The organism is Methanobacteriaceae archaeon, assembly GCA_029219465.1.
In the GTDB taxonomy this organism is placed as follows: Archaea; Methanobacteriota; Methanobacteria; order Methanobacteriales; family Methanobacteriaceae; genus Methanocatella.
Genome location: JAQXTL010000002.1, coordinates 26,530 through 42,872 on the forward strand (window position 1 = coordinate 26,530; position 16,343 = coordinate 42,872).

General features: G+C 32.0%; 17 protein-coding genes. 7 read left to right on the forward strand and 10 right to left on the reverse strand.

Annotated features, from left to right (window positions below; all coding sequences use genetic code 11):
- Positions 1–14: 14 nt before the first annotated feature.
- Genes PUD86_00225 through PUD86_00240 form a run of 4 tightly spaced genes read right to left on the reverse strand, consistent with a single transcriptional unit; the run spans position 15 to position 3,514 of the window.
- The gene (locus PUD86_00225; GenBank protein MDD6775711.1) at positions 15–584 is read right to left on the reverse strand and encodes an FmdE family protein; all 570 of its coding nucleotides are present in this window, start codon (positions 582–584) and stop codon (positions 15–17) included.
- Between the two features lie 9 nt (positions 585–593).
- Positions 594–1,394: an ABC transporter ATP-binding protein gene (locus PUD86_00230; protein MDD6775712.1), complete on the reverse strand. Its 801-nt coding sequence runs from the start codon at positions 1,392–1,394 to the stop codon at positions 594–596.
- Positions 1,385–2,398, reverse strand: coding sequence for an iron ABC transporter permease (locus PUD86_00235; GenBank protein ID MDD6775713.1), 1,014 nt, complete (start codon positions 2,396–2,398; stop codon positions 1,385–1,387). The genes PUD86_00230 and PUD86_00235 overlap by 10 nt, the downstream gene beginning before the upstream one ends.
- Before the next feature lie 9 nt (positions 2,399–2,407).
- The gene (locus PUD86_00240) at positions 2,408–3,514 is read right to left on the reverse strand and encodes an ABC transporter substrate-binding protein (protein MDD6775714.1); all 1,107 of its coding nucleotides are present in this window, start codon (positions 3,512–3,514) and stop codon (positions 2,408–2,410) included.
- A 265-nt stretch (positions 3,515–3,779) separates the two neighbouring features.
- On the opposite strand from PUD86_00240, the gene PUD86_00245 reads away from it, so the two are divergent.
- Entirely contained in the window at positions 3,780–4,187 is a 408-nt protein-coding gene (locus PUD86_00245; protein ID MDD6775715.1) for a pyridoxamine 5'-phosphate oxidase family protein, read from the forward strand.
- Positions 4,188–4,198: 11 nt separating this feature from the next.
- On the opposite strand, the gene PUD86_00250 is transcribed toward PUD86_00245, so the two are convergent.
- The 3 genes from PUD86_00250 to PUD86_00260 all read right to left on the reverse strand — a co-directional run bounded on the left by PUD86_00250 (position 4,199) and on the right by PUD86_00260 (position 7,495).
- Positions 4,199–4,819, reverse strand: a complete 621-nt coding sequence (locus PUD86_00250) for a carboxymuconolactone decarboxylase family protein (protein MDD6775716.1) — start codon at positions 4,817–4,819, stop codon at positions 4,199–4,201.
- A 179-nt stretch (positions 4,820–4,998) separates the two neighbouring features.
- Complete coding sequence (locus PUD86_00255) at positions 4,999–6,609, reverse strand: sodium:solute symporter family protein (protein ID MDD6775717.1); 1,611 nt, start codon at positions 6,607–6,609, stop codon at positions 4,999–5,001.
- Between the two features lie 82 nt (positions 6,610–6,691).
- Complete coding sequence (locus PUD86_00260) at positions 6,692–7,495, reverse strand: hypothetical protein (protein ID MDD6775718.1); 804 nt, start codon at positions 7,493–7,495, stop codon at positions 6,692–6,694.
- 194 nt (positions 7,496–7,689) lie between these two features.
- Between PUD86_00260 and PUD86_00265 the strand changes: the two genes are divergently transcribed.
- Together PUD86_00265 and PUD86_00270 are read left to right on the forward strand one after the other, a co-directional pair.
- Complete coding sequence (locus tag PUD86_00265) at positions 7,690–8,991, forward strand: phenylacetate--CoA ligase (GenBank protein ID MDD6775719.1); 1,302 nt, start codon at positions 7,690–7,692, stop codon at positions 8,989–8,991.
- Between the two features lie 9 nt (positions 8,992–9,000).
- On the forward strand, positions 9,001–9,432 hold the full coding sequence (locus PUD86_00270) for an amino acid-binding protein (protein MDD6775720.1): 432 nt from the start codon (positions 9,001–9,003) through the stop codon (positions 9,430–9,432).
- A 71-nt stretch (positions 9,433–9,503) separates the two neighbouring features.
- Here PUD86_00270 and PUD86_00275 read toward each other — a convergent pair whose 3' ends face one another.
- From PUD86_00275 to iorA, 3 genes are read right to left on the reverse strand one after another with little or no spacing between them, the layout of a single operon-like run.
- The gene (locus tag PUD86_00275; protein ID MDD6775721.1) at positions 9,504–9,782 is read right to left on the reverse strand and encodes a hypothetical protein; all 279 of its coding nucleotides are present in this window, start codon (positions 9,780–9,782) and stop codon (positions 9,504–9,506) included.
- 44 nt (positions 9,783–9,826) lie between these two features.
- On the reverse strand, positions 9,827–10,411 hold the full coding sequence (locus PUD86_00280) for an indolepyruvate oxidoreductase subunit beta (GenBank protein MDD6775722.1): 585 nt from the start codon (positions 10,409–10,411) through the stop codon (positions 9,827–9,829).
- Positions 10,412–10,416: 5 nt separating this feature from the next.
- Complete coding sequence (gene iorA / locus PUD86_00285) at positions 10,417–12,303, reverse strand: indolepyruvate ferredoxin oxidoreductase subunit alpha (GenBank protein MDD6775723.1); 1,887 nt, start codon at positions 12,301–12,303, stop codon at positions 10,417–10,419.
- Positions 12,304–12,505: 202 nt separating this feature from the next.
- Here iorA and PUD86_00290 point away from each other — a divergent pair, with 202 nt between their 5' ends.
- The 4 genes from PUD86_00290 to dcd are packed head-to-tail and all read left to right on the forward strand — an operon-like array spanning position 12,506 to position 16,330.
- Positions 12,506–13,981, forward strand: coding sequence for a succinate dehydrogenase/fumarate reductase iron-sulfur subunit (locus PUD86_00290; protein ID MDD6775724.1), 1,476 nt, complete (start codon positions 12,506–12,508; stop codon positions 13,979–13,981).
- A 12-nt stretch (positions 13,982–13,993) separates the two neighbouring features.
- The gene (locus PUD86_00295; GenBank protein MDD6775725.1) at positions 13,994–14,902 is read left to right on the forward strand and encodes a TrmJ/YjtD family RNA methyltransferase; all 909 of its coding nucleotides are present in this window, start codon (positions 13,994–13,996) and stop codon (positions 14,900–14,902) included.
- The gene (locus PUD86_00300) at positions 14,899–15,726 is read left to right on the forward strand and encodes a 4Fe-4S binding protein (GenBank protein ID MDD6775726.1); all 828 of its coding nucleotides are present in this window, start codon (positions 14,899–14,901) and stop codon (positions 15,724–15,726) included. Before PUD86_00295 ends, PUD86_00300 begins: the two co-directional genes overlap by 4 nt.
- Before the next feature lie 19 nt (positions 15,727–15,745).
- Entirely contained in the window at positions 15,746–16,330 is a 585-nt protein-coding gene (dcd, locus tag PUD86_00305) for a dCTP deaminase (protein ID MDD6775727.1), read from the forward strand.
- Positions 16,331–16,343 lie beyond the last annotated feature (13 nt).

The window sequence follows — 16,343 nt, forward strand, 5'->3', positions numbered from 1 at the left end:
AATAATGATATAAATTAATCTTCAATTAATTCATAATATGATTCTTCAGCACAGGATCTGCATACCGGCCTTCCACCTCTAAGTACATGACGACCGTCAGATACTTTTTCACCACATACAGAACAAAATGTAGTAGTATAAGGCTTGCCTGGCATGTCTCCTGGACCTAATTCAATTCTTACTTTATCTACTTTGAATAATTCTTCAGGAGGAGTTCTTCTAAAACGAGCAATCATTTCTTCTTTTGTTTCTTCATCTTTGAACTTTTTATTAGCATCAGCGTCAGTAATTCTTAAAGCTTCACCAGTGTCCTGATTGTAGAAAGTAGCTGCAAATTTACCGTAGTACATTTGTTTAAGGCTTCTTTTACCCATAGAACAGCCAGTTACAGATTGTACTGCATCAGACATACATCTGTCAATTTCTAAAAATACAATTAAATTTTTATTTCTTTTGTTAAGCTCCATTCCGAGTAATTCCATACCATACATTGCTAATTTAGTTCCAATAGCTATTCCACCACAGACGTGTCCGTGGAATTCTGCTGCTTTTGCTAATTGTTCATCATAATCTTGTTCATTCATACAATCACCTTATAAATCTAATTTTAAATTTGTTTTAAGAGGAACACATACTTTCCTGTTGTCCTCTAATTCAACTAATTTTACATCAATTGAATATGCTTTTCTTAAATTTTCTTCATTTACAACTTCATCAGGACTTCCAAAGTCAACAAACCCACCATCTTTCATAATAGCTACTTTATTTGAGCTTAAAAATGTATGATCCGGGAAATGTGAAGACATTATAACGGAAATACCTGCTTTAGCTAAATTATCAACAATTTCTAAAAGTTTAATCTGATTTCCAAAATCCAAGTGAGAAGTTGGTTCATCCAATATCAATATGTCCGGTTGCTGACACAATATTCTTGCTAAAAAGACCATTTGTCTTTCCCCACCACTTAGATTGGTATAATCCTTATCTTTGAGATATTCAATACCTAAAGTTTTTAGGGCATTTAGTGCAATTTCAATCTCTTTATCACGAGGTGCATCAGTTAATGCCAAATAAGGAGCTCTTCCCATTACAACAACATCAATCACTTTAAATGGAAATGAAGGAGTATGAGTTTGAGGAATATAACCGATATTTCTGGAAATTTCCTTAAATGACAATTTTTTAATGTTTTTTCCTTTAATTAGAATTTCACCAGAAGAAATATCATGTAAACCATTAAGACATTTAATCAAAGTAGTTTTTCCAGTCCCGTTTGGTCCTAAAATACACAATACATCACCTTTATCAAGAGAAAAGCTAATATCAGAGAAAATCTCTTCATCATCATATGAAAATGAGATGTTTTTAACTTCAAATAACTTATCTACGCCCATTCTGAATACCCTCTTTTAAGTAAGTATAAAAATATTGGTACTCCAATAATTGCAGTTAAAACACCTATTGGAATTTCAATTGAAATTAGAGCACGTGAAATATTATCAATCAACAATAAGAAACTTGCACCAAGACTCAAAGATGCTGGAATTAATATTCTGTTATCAGAACCAACGACCATACGAGCCATATGTGGAATTACAAGTCCAATCCAACCGATAATACCACTTATAGACACTGCAGCTGAAGTAAGTAAAGTACAACCAATAATAATTAATAATCTGACTCTTGAGGGGTTTATACCTAAAGATTGTGCTTCTTCATCACCCATTGCAAGTAAGTTCATATTCCATCTTAAAGCAAATAGGATTATCATACCTAAAGCAACAGGAACTAAAATCATGATTAATTTATCCACAGTTACAGAAGCTAAACTACCCATAAGCCAATATACAATTTCTGGAAGTTTATCATTTGGATCAGCTACAAATTTTATAGCAGATACCAAAGCACTGAAGAATGCTGAAATAGCAACCCCTGATAAAACTAGCACTAATATTCCACCAGATTTATATGCTTTTGAAAGCATGTAAGTAATTGAAACAGAAATAATTCCAAAAATAAATGCAAATATTTGAGTAACAACACCAACACCACTTATTAAAATAGCTAATGCTGCTCCAAATCCTGCACCATTAGATACTCCAAGTAAATCTGAAGATACAAGTGGGTTTTTAAAAATACTTTGAAATGCAACTCCTGCCATTGCAAGAGAAGAACCAACAACAAAAGCCCCGAGTATCCTTGGAAGCCTAATTTCAAAAACAATAGTTGTTATTGTTGGTGAAACTTCACATTGTGGAAATATCGGACATAACAATGTATTTATAACATCAAAAGGAGCTATTGGATATCTTCCAAGCAAAAATGATGCGAAAAATAAAATAATTGGAAGGAAAATTAAAAGTAAAATACTAATAATTTCCTTTGATTCTTTATCCATAATTATTACCTACAAGTTTGACTCCTTAAGTCCTGAGCCGGTTAAAATTTCTTTTGCTTGATCATCACTTAAATCATAATGATAGAAATTACTGTAGAACTCTTTAGTTGTATCTACCATGTTAATTTCCTTATAATCTTCAGGATAAATGACTTTAGCAGTCCATGGAAGACCAATAATCATATTAGCACCAATCGGATTGTCAAACCATTTGAATGGAGATTGTGGAGATACATAAACATCTTTATTTTTAACAGCTTTCAAATGAGCCCAGTTAGGATTTTTATATACACTATTATAGAAGTCCATATTATTGGTTATAATAACATCAGGATCCCATTTAATTACTTGTTCAATAGATACCTGTACACCACCAGTAGTATTTCCCTGATTTAGTGCATCTGCAACATTTTTTCCACCTACACAGTCAATTAACTGACCATGAGCTGCACCGGACGGATAAGTTTTTAAACCATCAGAACCAGCGGCATAGAAAACTGTTTTCTTATCACCATCAGATAATTTAGCAGATTTTTCCTCAACCATCTTCAAATATTTGTTATTGAAATCATTGAGCTGATTTGCTTTGTCTTTAGCACCAATCAAATCACCCATAAATGAAATAGAATTATTTAATGATTTAATATTAACAGTATCCTGAACACCAACAACAGGAATATCACCAAATTTGCTTTGACGTTCATCAACTATTGACAAATCGTTGTTTCCACCTTCATCAGTAGACTCCAAGACAACATCAGGCTCTGCTGCAATAAATTCTTCATAGTTTCCATCCTGTGTACCATACCATCCACCAACAACTGGTAAATTAGCATATTGGAATGGAACATATTTTAATTCTTCATCAGTCCATTGGAAATTAACTGCTTTTAATTTGTCTGGAGCAATCATATATACTACAGTAGTCAATGGTGGAGAAGTAGCTATAACATTTTTAACTTCCATAGGAACTTTTACTGTCCTATTTACCATGTCAGTAATATTTTTAGAACCTTCAACACCATCAGAAGAAGGAGCTAAAAATAACTGAGTAGCAACACCAAGTACTGCTAAAACAACCAACATTAAAATAATCACTTTAACCTTTTTTTCCATTAAATCCCCCAAAAAAATATTTCGATGTTACTATTTATTCACCAAGACATTAAAAAAGTTTTCCATAAAATTTTAAATAAAAAATAATTAAAAAAATTGGTTGAAAATTAAATTTAGCAATTATAAATTTACTTAATTAGAAATTGGATAAAAAATATATTGAATTAATGGAAAATAAACAAAAATCACGTTATTAATTAATTAACAACGACAATACTAAAACTATAAAATATTTAAAGTTCTAATATAAAACAGAGGTGTAAAAATGTCAGATATCAAAAAAATAGACGAATTATTATCTAAAGCAGAAGTATTCTACCTTGCAACCGTTGATGGAGATAAACCAAAAGTAAGACCTCTTGGATTCCATTTACTCCACGAAGACAAAATCTATTTTGGAATAGGTACATTTAAAGATGCTTATAAACAAATTGAAAACAATCCTAACGTTGAGATAAGTGCATGGGATGGAGAACATATCTTAAGATATTATGGAGTTGCTGATTTAACCAAAAATGAAGAAGTAGTCGAAAAAGCTTTCGAATTAATGCCAGAAATAGGTGAAATATACAAATCAAATGGCTGGGAAATGGGCGTATTTTTCCTTAATGATGCAACTGCAGAAATTAGAAATATGTTTGCTGTAGAAGAATCATGTGAATTTAAATATTAATGTTTAAAACATTAATATCTATTTTTTATTATTTCCAATGCATTTGATGCTCTTGGAACACCAATATATGGTAATATTGCTCTTAAAACTGAAATTAATTTTTCCCCATCATTACCAACAGCTAAATTAGATTCAATATTGGATTCAAGTTGATTTTCACATCCACCATGAGATACAAGAAGAGAAAATGCAATTAACTGTTTTTCGCACTCGCTTAAACCACCATCATAAATATCATCAAAGCAGAAACTTTCAAAATGATTTTTATTTACTTCATCTTTAGCAACATACTGGCTTTCAAGAGGATACTCGATATCTTTCATGTCAAATACTTTAGATACAACACCAAAGAAGTTATGTGCTTTTCCAAATCCAACATAAACAACTGACTGGTAAAGCAATTGTTTTACTTCAACAGGAGTTATATCCATATCCAAAGAAGCTTTTAAAATCTTTTTAAAAGCTTTAGGTGACTGACAGCCAATTAATGAGGCCAATATAACTAAAATAGATTCTTTTTTTGATAATAATGAATTTTCAAAAACTTCCTCAAATGCAAAGTTTTCAAATTTTTCATGAAATTCAGGATCTCTTTTTTTAAAAGCAGTAAAATAAGCAAACAATTCTTTCATGAAAATAGTATTTAATAATAATATATAATAAAATTATTGAAAAAAAGAAAAATTAATAAAGAAGAATTAATCTCCTTTATTCCAGTTTACAATACCATAACCAACGCATAAAGCAGTAGATAGGATAATTCCAACATATACTCCCCAAATCATTGGGTCTTCAATTCCTAAAAATCCCATTATGCATCACTTCCTTTATTATCGATGTTTTCAAATGCTTTATCAATAACTTCTTGTTCAAGAGGTTTTGTAAGTAAACTTACAACAATTGTAAATAAAGCAGAGATAGGTACTGCAATTAACATTACATCAATAAACGGCCATGGTGCTGCAGGAAGTAAAGTTTCTACTCCGAAAATGAATTTACAAATTCCAAGTCCTACAGCAGTCTTTTTGAATACAAACATTAACCAGAATAAGCTGACAAATGTTCCGGATACAATTCCTGAAATAGCTCCGAGTCTTGTAACTCCTTTCCAGTAAAGAGCAGCCAAGAACACTGGTAAAAATGCTGCTGCACAGATTTCAAAGAACAAACTTGTTCCGAGTGCAACTACACTTCCAGGAAGTATGAATGCCATTACTAATGCTAAGACAATAGCTATTAAAATACCGATTCTTGTAATAGTTACCTGATCTACAGGTTGTTTGGTTTTGTCTCTTAAAGTTCCGTAGATATCTACACCAAAGGAAGTACCTTGAGTGTGTAATTGTGAAGATATTGTAGACATTGCTGCTGCAATTAATGAAAGTAAGAAAACATATACAAACCATTCAGGTAATGCCATGGTAATAAATGTTGGAATAACTTTATCAATGTTTCCTCCAACAACATCTACTGCGATTTTACCTAATTTATCAAAGAAGTATACATTTGATAAAGCTCCAACGATATAAGCAGTAGTTGGCATGATTGCAATGAAAATACCACCAATTAAAACAGATCTGTTTAATTCTTTGTCGGATTTAACAGTCATGAATCTTACAATTAATGAAGGTTGAGCAAGAACCCCAATACCTACACCAATAAGGGTTGAAGATACAAGTGACCACCAGAATGGAGTTCCAAATTCCGGAAATGCTGTCCATCCTGTTCCTCCTGTTGCAGTAGCACTGGCCGGATAGAGATGTACCATGTTTGTTAATGCTGAGTTTGCATTTTCAACACCACCAAACATCCAATATACGAATACAAGCAAGAATACCATAGCTACTACCATAATACTTCCTTGCAATGCATCAGTATACATTACACCACGAATACCTCCGAACAATACATAGAATGTAATAATAATTGATAATATGAGAAGTGCAATACTGAAATTAATCAAAAGAGATGATTCCAAGAATCTTGCAGCTCCAATCAATACAACAGCTGCATAAAGTGGCATTGCACAAAAGATAATCAATCCAGAGAAATAGTGGATAAATTTACTGTTGAAACGTTTACCTAAAAATTCAGGAAATGTTAATGAATCAAGAGCATGTCCCATTCTACGAGTTCTTTTACCTAAAAATACAAATGCTATGAATACACCGACAATGATGTTTAAGAATGCTAACCATAAAACACTCATACCATATTGACTTGCAACTCCCCCAAAACCGACGATAGCTGCTGTCGAGATGAATGTCGCACCATAACTCATTGCCATGATGAAAGGATGTGTATCCTTACCAGCAAGCATGAAATCCTCAGATGAATTTGTTTTTTTGTATGCGTAATACCCAACAAATACAAGTGCGAATATGTAAAGTATAAATACGATTGTTAAAATCATTACGTCCATAAATAATACCTCAAAATAGAAATATACATTAATAATTATCTAATTAGTAGGTATATAAATATTGCTTAAAATGGCCATAATTTCACGAATTACAACTAATTATACGATAATTAACATTTCTAACCGTTCCACATACAATTCCATCATAATTATACTTAAATAACAAAGATATTGACTCATCCAATGTTAATTCAACACTTTTTTCAAGAAAAATCTGAATATTCAAATCACATAACATTTGAGTATAGATCACATTTTTTAATTTTTCAGCATTTTTTAAATCAATATCTTTTAATTCATTAACCATCTTAAGACAGTCATCATATTTTTTAGAAAAAACCTTAAGCACAAATGGAACCATCATAGTCGCAAAATCATCAAAATTTTGATCTAAAAGCATGTTTCCACATTCATTCATCATTTGCTTATCATCTATAAATGTTGAAAGCAGTGATTTTTCAAGAAGTGCACCAACATGATTTTCATCAATTTCCAAAATCATATTACAATATTTTAAGGATTTTTCATACTTTTTAATTAAAGTACATAGCTTCATCAAATCAGATAGCTCATCTGTATTGCATATATCAACAATTCGTTCAACATTATCAAGAGCACTACCCATATTACTTAAATCATCTAAAAAATAATGACATTTAGTTTTATCTATCCAAAACAATAATGCATAAGGATTATCACAAATCAGGAGATTTATAATTGTTAGTGCATCACTAAAGCATCCCAAATTCATTAAACAGTTATATTTAAGCATTAAAGCAAATTTGTAATCCTCATCATCACTTCCAATTTCTTCTAAAATATCCAGTGCCTGTTCAAAATTTCCCCCATCAAATTCCCCCATAGACTGTTTTAGCTTTAAATTCAAATAATCACCAATTTAATTTAAATTAAAGTATTATAAATAGTTTTTTTGAAAAATAAAATAAAAATTAATCTTTATTTATGATTTTACACTCTTAAAACAATAATAAAGCCAATCAATTATACAAAAGAACAAATATTTATAATAACCAACACAAATAATTAAACATAGTGAAAAAATGATAAACTAGTGATACTATGTTTTGGGATAAAAAAGCCGAATGTATGAGTAAAGATGAAAAAGAAAAAGTACAGCTCGAAAGACTTCAAAAGACTGTAAAACTCGCATATGAAAATGTAGAGTTTTATAAAAAAAGATTTGATGAAATCGGTTTGAAACCAGAAGATATCAAAACCTTAGAAGATATTGAAAAAATACCATTTACTACAAAAAGCGATTTAAGAGAAGCTTACCCATTAGGATTACTTGCAGTTCCTCGTGAAGACATCGTAGAAATTCACGCATCATCCGGAACAACTGGAAAACCAACAGTTACTGCATACACCCAAAATGATTTAGATATTTGGGGAGAATGTATTGCACGTGGTCTTAAAATGACTGGAGCTGAAAAAGATAACATTATTCAAAACGCATACGGATACGGATTATTCACAGGAGGATTTGGAATTCACCACGGAGGAAACAAAATGGGTGCAATTACAGTACCTATCTCTGCAGGAAATACCAAAAGACAACTTGATACTATGGTTGATTTCCAAAGTGATATCTTAACCTGTACTCCTTCTTATGCAATGTACCTTGGAGAATCCCGTGAAAAAGCAGGAATCCCATTAGAAGACATTAATTTAAAAGCAGGAATCCACGGAGCTGAAATGTGGACTGACGAAATGAGAAAAAGAATTGAAGCATCTCTTGGAATTAAAACCTACAACATTTATGGTTTAACAGAAGTTATGGGACCTGGAGTTGCTCAGGAATGTGGTGAACAAGATGGAATGCACATTCAAGATGATCATTTCTATCCTGAAATCATTAACCCTGAAACCGGTGAAACCTTAGATTATGGTGAAAAAGGAGAACTTGTTTTAACTTCCTTAACCAAAACTGGAATGCCTATTTTAAGATTCAGAACCAAAGACTTAACTTCATTAGTTGGTGAAACCTGTGGATGTGGAAGAACCACCGTTAGAATGACCAGAATCACCGGTAGAAGTGACGACATGTTAAAAATCAAAGGTGTAATGGTATTCCCATCTCAAATTGAAAAAGCGTTACTTAAAATCGAAGGAATCAGTCCAAACTACATGATTCATGTAACAAGACCGGATATTTTAGATGAAGTAGAAGTTAAAGTTGAAGCATCAAAAGAATTGTTCTTCGATGAAATGAAAGAAATGGAAAAAGTTGAAAAACAAATCCAAGCTTCCATCAGATCTGAAACCGGACTTAGAGTCGATGTAACAATCTGTGAACCTGAAACCCTTCCAAGAAGTGAAGGTAAAGCAGTTCGTGTAATTGATGAAAGGAATTTTGAATAAGGTGATAGCATGGCAGTAAAACAAATTTCAATTTTTATAGAAAACAAAGAAGGTAGAATTAAAAAAGCAATCGACACTTTAGCACAACAAAACATTAATATCCGTGCTCTTTCAATTGCAGATACTACAAAATATGGAATTTTAAGATTGATTGTTTCTGATAACAAAAAAGCTATCGCTGCACTCGAAGACAACGGTTTTGTTGTAAGAGAAAATGAAGTTATCATCATAGCAGTTCCAGATGAACCTAACGGATTAAACTCAACATTAGCAGTATTTGATGAAAAAGGAATCAATTTAGAATACTTATATGCATTTGTAAGTTCTAAAACTGATGAAGCTATTGTTGTTATGAGATTAGAAAATATGGACCAAGCTATTGAAGCATTACAAGATAGTGACGTTTCCATATTAGATGAAAACGATATTAAAAACTTATAGAAAAGATTTAATCTTTTCTAAACTATTTTTTATTAAAATTTATTTAAAAAAAAAAGAATAAAAAAAGATAGCTACATTTCTTTTAACATGTGAGCTATATCTTCTTTTGAGTAGCCTAAACGAACAAATAGGCTTTTAATTGGTTCCTTATCAGGAATTACCCCTAAATCTCTCCATTTTTTGAAATCATTTTTCATAATGGAATTGATTAACAATTGAATAGTAATTAAATCATCACTTTTAACAGCAATAAAAGCTGATTCATTAGCAAAGACATTTTCTGGGTCAATTAAAGTTAATCTTCCATCAGCATCTTTTTTAATAATTGCATTGTCGATTTGATATGCCATAATACCACACTTCAATCTAAACTTTATTTTAAATAGTATTTAAATTAACCTTTAATGGATTTGTATCCACTTTCAATTGCTTTAAGATTCATGTCATGGAATTTAGGTTTTAAATTATTTTTCATAGCTTCAATAACTGATTCTTTAGTTAATGGGAACTTGTCATCAGCTGTTACTGCACCTAAAAGAACCATATTCAATGCAAGTACGCTTCCAGCATCAATAGCTAATTGAGTTCCGTCAATTGGAAGAACATACTTAAAATTTTCTTTTAAAGTTTTAGTAATCTCATCAACATTTGGATATTGCTTGTCAGATGAAGATGGAATAATCGGATGAGTATTATAGACAATTTTGGTTTCACTGTTTACTTTGTCCAATCCTCTTATTGTTTCAATTGGTTCAAATGAAAGCAACATATCTGCACCCTGTTTAGGAATAATGGATGAGTTATAACCACCTATTTTTAATTCAGTAGAAACAGATCCCCCTCTTTGGGACATACCATGAATTTCACTCATTACTACATCCAAACCTTGGTTCATTGCAGCTTCACCGATAATTGTTGAAGTTTTGATAATTCCTTGACCCCCAACACCACAAATATAAATACTATAATGATTATTCATTTTTCTCACCTACCATCCTCTAAAGCACCATATTTACAAACTTGTATACATGCAGAACATCCGTCACATTGTGCTTCGTCAATAGTTATTTTTCCGTTGATTTTAGAAATAGCAGGACATGCTAATTCAGATACACATTTGTCACAGTCATTACAATTACTTTCAACTAATTTAACAGGAGGTTTTCTAGTTAAACCTTTGATTAAAGTACATGGAGCTTTTGATATAATTACTGCCGCATCATTTCTTTCAAATGCTTCTTTATAGGTTTTAACAACTTGTTCTAAGTTAAATGGATTGATTACACGTACATAATCACAGCCACAAGCTAAAGCTAATTTACGAATAGATACTTCAGGAGCTTCATCTCCCATACCGTCAACTGGAATACCTGGGTTTGGCTGACCTCCAGTCATTGCAGTGATTCTGTTGTCCAATACAGTTAAAACAAAGTTGTGTTTGTTGTGTACTGCATTTATCAATGGAGAAATACCACTGTGGAAGAATGTAGAATCTCCAATGAAGCTTGCTACTTTCTGGTCAGTTGAAACTGAAAATCCACATCCGTCTCCAACACTTGAACCCATAGATAACAAGTAATCAGCTGCGTTGTAAGGTGGGTTGATACCTAATGTGTAACATCCAATATCTGAAGCAAATACAACATCATTTGGTGATAATCCCAATTCTTCAATTGCAACGTTTATTCCATAATACATTGCTCTGTGAGGACAACCTGCACATAAAACAGGAGCACGGGAAGGAATATCTTCACTTAATTTTTCCAAACTTTGAGAGAATGAAATTTCTTTATCCTCTTTGAAGTTTAATACTTTGTTTAATCCATCAGCAACAATATCTGAATTAAATTCATGATAAATTGGGAAAGTTCCATCTAATTTACCGTGAACTTGAACGTTGAGGTTTTTAGAAGCAACACAAACTAATGTGTCTCTTTCAATGATTGGATCAACTTCTTCTACAATAAATACTTCATCAACATCATTTAAGAATTCAGCAACCTTGTCCTGAGGGAAAGGATATGAGAATCCTAATTTTAAGATTTTAATATCCAAATCGTTGAATTTTACAACATCATGAGCGTAATTAAATGCACTGCTTGAAGCTATTAAACCGTATTTTTTATCAGAGCCAATTTCACAGTTGAAATCTGATTTATTTGATACATCTTCAATTTTGTGGATTTTATCCCAAAGTTTTACGTGCATATCTCCAGCAAATGCTGGTACTGGAACGTATTGTGATGGGTCTTTGTTGAAATGACCTCTCTTCCAGTGGTCATCGCAGTTTGATGAGTTATCTTTAACGTCTCCAAATTCAACAACACCTCTCATGTGAGATACACGAGTAGTGGTTCTAACAATAACAGGTAAGTTGAACTGTTCTGATAAATCAAATGCATATTTAACCATATCTTTTACTTCTTGACAGTTTGATGGTTCTAAAATAGGCACATTTGCCAATTTTGCATAGTTACGTGTGTCTTGTTCATTTTGAGATGAGAAAAGAGATGGATCATCAGCAGATAAAATAACCATTCCACCATTTACGCCAGAATAAGCAGTTGTCATAAATGAATCTGCTGCAACATTCATACCAACATGTTTCATAAATGTAAATGACCTAAGACCGGATGCTGCTGCAGTTGCTGCAACCTCCATTGCAACTTTTTCGTTAGTAGAAAACTCGAAATAAATATTAGCATCCTTAGCCAATACAGACAATACATTTCCAATCTCTGATGAAGGAGTTCCTGGATATGTAGCTGCAATAGAAATACCTGCTTCGATAAGTCCTCTTACAGCCGCTTCATTACCTAGTAAAAATTGTTTTTCACCAGCAGCTCCTGTGACTAATTCTTTTAAATTCATTGTATTACTCCTCAAATAATCGTTAATATATTATATATTTACTCTAAATTATATAAGATTTATTAAATTATCCAAAAAAATAATGAAAAAATAGACTTATGTCAATTTTTTAAATATTCATAGTAAATATAATATATTGTTAAGATACAAAGATAATTACAGAATAAATTATAACTTCATTAATTTATTTTGGAGAGAAATGATGATTAAAGTTTATGTTTCAAGATTTAATAGCGAAACTGATAAAGAACCACATTTAGAATGTTATGAAATCGAAAAAACAAAACATATGAAGGTTCTTGACGCGCTTCAAGCTATTAATGAAAAATATGATGCAGATATTAGTTTTAGAAGCTCATGTAGAGCAGGACAATGCGGATCATGTGGGATTCTATTTAAAGGAAATGGAGCTCTTGCTTGTCAAAAAGAAATTAAAGATGGTGCAATTATTGAACCTCTTAGATTCCCAGTCATTAAAGACTTAATTGTCGATAAATCAAGCATAGAAGCTAAAGTACAGGATTTACAACTATCTCTTCAATGCGATCACAAATGCAGTGAAATAGATTCAAGTATTAAAAAAGACGATACAGCAGACACCAAAAAGGTAAGAAGTTGTATTGAATGTTATTCCTGTTATTCAACCTGTCCTGTTGTTAATATTGCAACAGAAGAATTTGGTGGACCTTATCTTATGAGATATATCAATAAATTTGAGACTGACCCTAGAGATAACTTCGATAGACTTAAAGAAGCACTTGACGAAGGTTTATACAACTGTACCAGCTGTGGAAAATGTTTATCAGTATGTCCTAAAAACATTAACACCTTTGGTGATGCAATAGAGAAAATGAGAGCACTTGCAGTTGCAAATGGTTCAGGCCCACTCCCAGAACATGTTGCATTTAAAGAAAATGTATTAAACAATGGTAGATCAGTTAAAAAGAGTAAAACCTCATTTATTGAAGAAGCTACCAACAATACTGGTTCAAAAGTAGCATTCTTTACAGGATGTATGGTTGATTACAGATTCCCAGAACTTGGTCACAAATTAGTTAGAATTCTAAAAGAAAATGGAATAGACATAGATGTTCCTGAAGGCCAAGTATGTTGTGGTTCTCCTCTTTTAAGAACCGGTCAAACCGATGCTGTTCAAAAACTCGTTGATACAAACAAAGAAGTTTTCAAAGACTATGATACTGTTGTTACTGTCTGTTCAGGCTGTGGATCTACTTTAAAAAATAACCACCCAGACTATGGTTCAAAACTCAATGTAATGGACATCAGTGAGTTTTTAGTAGATAAACTTGATGAAAGTAAACTCAAAGAAGTTAATATGACTGTTACATACCACGATCCATGTCATTTAGGCAGAGGACAAGGCATTAAAGATGCGCCAAGAGACATTATTGAAAAAATACCTGGTGTTGAATTTAAAGAAATGTTATACCCTTGCCAATGCTGTGGTGCTGGTGGTGGAATCAAATCTGGAAAACCTGAAATCGCAATGGAATTATCCAAATCAAAAGCAGAAATGATTGTAGATACTGGTTCTGATAGTGTTGTTAGCATTTGTCCATTCTGTAAACGTAATATACAAGACGGATTAAATGCAATAGGACGTGAAGATATAAAATGTATCCACATTCTTGAATTGTTAGATAAAGCTTACGAATAGTTAATATTGGAGTTGATTAAAATAGGAGATACTGCAGTTAGTGAAGAACAGGTAGTTGAAACTACCACTATGGACTCATCTAAACAAAAAGAGGAATCTGATAGTGAAAAAAAGTCAACTTCAACAAAAAAAGCCAAATCAACTGGACAATCCAGAGGAACTGCAAGAGCAAAGTTAATAAAGGACCAGGAAGAAAAAGAAGTCAGTTTATTTAAAGAAAACATTTATATTGTTTTTGTTGAATGTGAAACTCCTGGAAATATTGGTTTTCTTGCAAGAACCATGGCAAACTTCGGATTAAAGAATTTAGTTTTAATTAATCCACCTACATTAACAAATGAAGCTTATTATCAGGCAACTCATGGAAAATACATTGTTGAAAATGCAAAGATATATTCTACTTTAGATGAATTTTATCAATCCCAAAGAATTGATTTCAAAGTTGCATCAACTGGAATGGCTGGTGGAAGTTATAATTTATCCAGAATTCCAATTAGGCCCGAAGAACTCGGTAAATCAATGAATGTTTCAAATAAGATTGCAATAATATTTGGAAGAGAAGGAAACGGACTTACAAACAAAGAAATTGAAGATTGTGATATCTGCGTTTCCATTCCAACAGATCCGACATACCCAATCATGAATATCTCTCACGCAGCAGCAATCATATTTTATGAATTATTTAGAAACAAACATGACTACTGTGCTGAAGGGCTTGATGAAAGTACTGATTTAGAAAAAGAATTCTTATTAAATGATATGAATGATATAATTAACAGTTTAGATATTCCAGACCATAAGAAAAGAAATGGTCTTAAAACTTTTAATAACATTATTTCAAGAGCATTTATTACATCTAGAGAAGCGCACACATTTAAAGGAATATTAAGAAGACTAAAAAATAAACTCGGTGAAGAATGAGACGAATCAGATTTGTAGACATTAGTAAATTTATTCTCAAATATATTTTTAATTGGAGATTTTGGATTGCAGAATTCACCAAAAAATCAAAGATATATAAAAAATTCATTGATAAGTTTCTTTTTGATGAAGACACAATTATTGTTGTGCCAAATACAATTAATGTAAATAAAAAAATTGAATCAACAGGTTCAGAGTTTTTACCTACAGACATTATTAAAGAAGTTGTTAAACAAAGCAAAGACATCGTTATTATGGATACATGTCTTTGTAGAGAGTCAAACGGCTGTGAAGATTACCCACATGATATTGGATGTATATTTTTAGGCCCGACCTCTCGAAAAATTCCAGATCATATTGGTAAAAAAGCAAGTGTAGAAGAAGCATTAGCTCAAATTGACAGGGCTGATGCAGCTGGATTAACCCATATTATTGGAAGAAATAAAATTGACACCGTCTGGATGAACATACGTCCTGGAAAAGGACTTTTAACAATTTGTCACTGCTGTCCATGCTGTTGTTTGTGGAAAGTTCACCCAAACCTTGATGAAGACATCAGCGGTAAATTAGAAAAGCTTGATGGTGTTGAAGTAAAACTTAATCAAGATAACTGTACATTATGTAAAAAATGTTTAGACGACCTTTGTATGTATCAGGCAATTAGCTTAAAAGACAATAAAATAGCTATAGATAATGATACATGTAAAGGATGCGGTCTTTGTGTTAATGCATGTAAATTTGATGCAATTACAATAGATTATACTAAAGAAACTATTGACAATGTTGTTAATAGAATTGAAGATTTACTTGAAATTAAAGAATAAAAAACGTGTTGTGTGAAAAATGGCTATTTTAAGTGATAAGGATATAAAGAAATATCTAAAAGAAGGTAAAATTGGTATTGACCCTCTTTTAGATGAAAAACAAATTCAACCTTCCTCTGTTGATATGAGATTGGGGGATGAATTTAAGGTATTTAAAGTTATTAGAAAACCATATATTGATCCAAAAGATGAAGAAGACATCGCATCTTACATGGAATCAACAACCGTTGAAGAAGGTGAAGCATTTATAATCCACCCTAACGAATTTGCCCTTGCTACTACATTAGAATATGTAAAAGTTCCTGATGACTTGGTTGCAAGAGTAGAAGGTCGTTCAAGTATGGGAAGACTTGGAGTTACAATGCACGTTACCGCAGGATTTATTGATCCTGGATTTGAAGGTAAAATCACCTTAGAAATATCAAATATTGGTGCAATGCCTGTAGCATTATATCCTGGTCAAAGAGTATGCCAAATCGTATTTGAGACCATGACAACACCATCAGAACTTCCTTATGGACATCCTGATAGACAAAGTAAATACATGGGACAAACTAGTCCTGAAAGCAGTAGAGTTAAATTAGATTACGAATTAAAAAAATAAATGGAGATAATAT

Bases quoted from the DNA above. Each gene is read 5' to 3' on its own strand.
- PUD86_00265 (MDD6775719.1), top strand. From the start codon at position 7,690: ATGTTTTGGGATAAAAAAGCCGAATGTATGAGTAAAGATGAAAAAGAA.
- PUD86_00275 (MDD6775721.1), bottom strand. From the start codon at position 9,782: ATGGCATATCAAATCGACAATGCAATTATTAAAAAAGATGCTGATGGA.
- PUD86_00230 (MDD6775712.1), bottom strand. From the start codon at position 1,394: ATGGGCGTAGATAAGTTATTTGAAGTTAAAAACATCTCATTTTCATAT.
- dcd (MDD6775727.1), top strand. From the start codon at position 15,746: ATGGCTATTTTAAGTGATAAGGATATAAAGAAATATCTAAAAGAAGGT.
- PUD86_00225 (MDD6775711.1), bottom strand. From the start codon at position 584: ATGAATGAACAAGATTATGATGAACAATTAGCAAAAGCAGCAGAATTC.
- PUD86_00245 (MDD6775715.1), top strand. From the start codon at position 3,780: ATGTCAGATATCAAAAAAATAGACGAATTATTATCTAAAGCAGAAGTA.
- PUD86_00255 (MDD6775717.1), bottom strand. From the start codon at position 6,609: ATGGACGTAATGATTTTAACAATCGTATTTATACTTTACATATTCGCA.
- PUD86_00240 (MDD6775714.1), bottom strand. From the start codon at position 3,514: ATGGAAAAAAAGGTTAAAGTGATTATTTTAATGTTGGTTGTTTTAGCA.
- PUD86_00280 (MDD6775722.1), bottom strand. From the start codon at position 10,411: ATGAATAATCATTATAGTATTTATATTTGTGGTGTTGGGGGTCAAGGA.
- PUD86_00250 (MDD6775716.1), bottom strand. From the start codon at position 4,819: ATGAAAGAATTGTTTGCTTATTTTACTGCTTTTAAAAAAAGAGATCCT.
- PUD86_00235 (MDD6775713.1), bottom strand. From the start codon at position 2,398: ATGGATAAAGAATCAAAGGAAATTATTAGTATTTTACTTTTAATTTTC.
- PUD86_00290 (MDD6775724.1), top strand. From the start codon at position 12,506: ATGATTAAAGTTTATGTTTCAAGATTTAATAGCGAAACTGATAAAGAA.
- PUD86_00270 (MDD6775720.1), top strand. From the start codon at position 9,001: ATGGCAGTAAAACAAATTTCAATTTTTATAGAAAACAAAGAAGGTAGA.
- PUD86_00300 (MDD6775726.1), top strand. From the start codon at position 14,899: ATGAGACGAATCAGATTTGTAGACATTAGTAAATTTATTCTCAAATAT.
- iorA (MDD6775723.1), bottom strand. From the start codon at position 12,303: ATGAATTTAAAAGAATTAGTCACAGGAGCTGCTGGTGAAAAACAATTT.